Source organism: Pseudomonas sp. SIMBA_041 (assembly GCF_046535095.1).
In the GTDB taxonomy this organism is placed as follows: domain Bacteria; phylum Pseudomonadota; class Gammaproteobacteria; order Pseudomonadales; family Pseudomonadaceae; genus Aquipseudomonas; species Aquipseudomonas mucoides.
The window spans coordinates 1-261 of the sequence record NZ_JAWRXJ010000485.1 but is presented as its reverse complement, the minus strand read 5'-3'; the positions used below and the strand labels follow the sequence as shown (position 1 = coordinate 261).

1 protein-coding gene is annotated in these 261 nt (G+C 46.4%); it reads right to left on the bottom strand.

Annotation, left to right across the window (positions count from 1 at the left end; genetic code table 11):
* Positions 1-261, bottom strand: a 261-nt coding sequence (locus SB725_RS32020; RefSeq protein ID WP_410923495.1) for an RluA family pseudouridine synthase, incomplete at both ends; no start/stop codon positions are given.

Here is a 261-nt window from a genome sequence, read left to right as displayed (position 1 = left end):
AGTGTATCTTTTGGTCCGTACTTGGGATCACCTGCAAGTGGATAGCCAATATATTTCATATGCACACGAATTTGGTGTGTACGTCCCGTTTCCAGCTTGAGCTCAACAAGAGTATGCTCCTTGAAGCGTTCCAGCACAACAAAATGAGTAATCGCTGGCTTGCTGTTCTCAAATACGACGGCCATTTGCTGTCTATTTTTCGGGTCGCGACCGATAGGGGCATCAATGGTTCCCATTTCATGCGGAATAACCCCATGAACT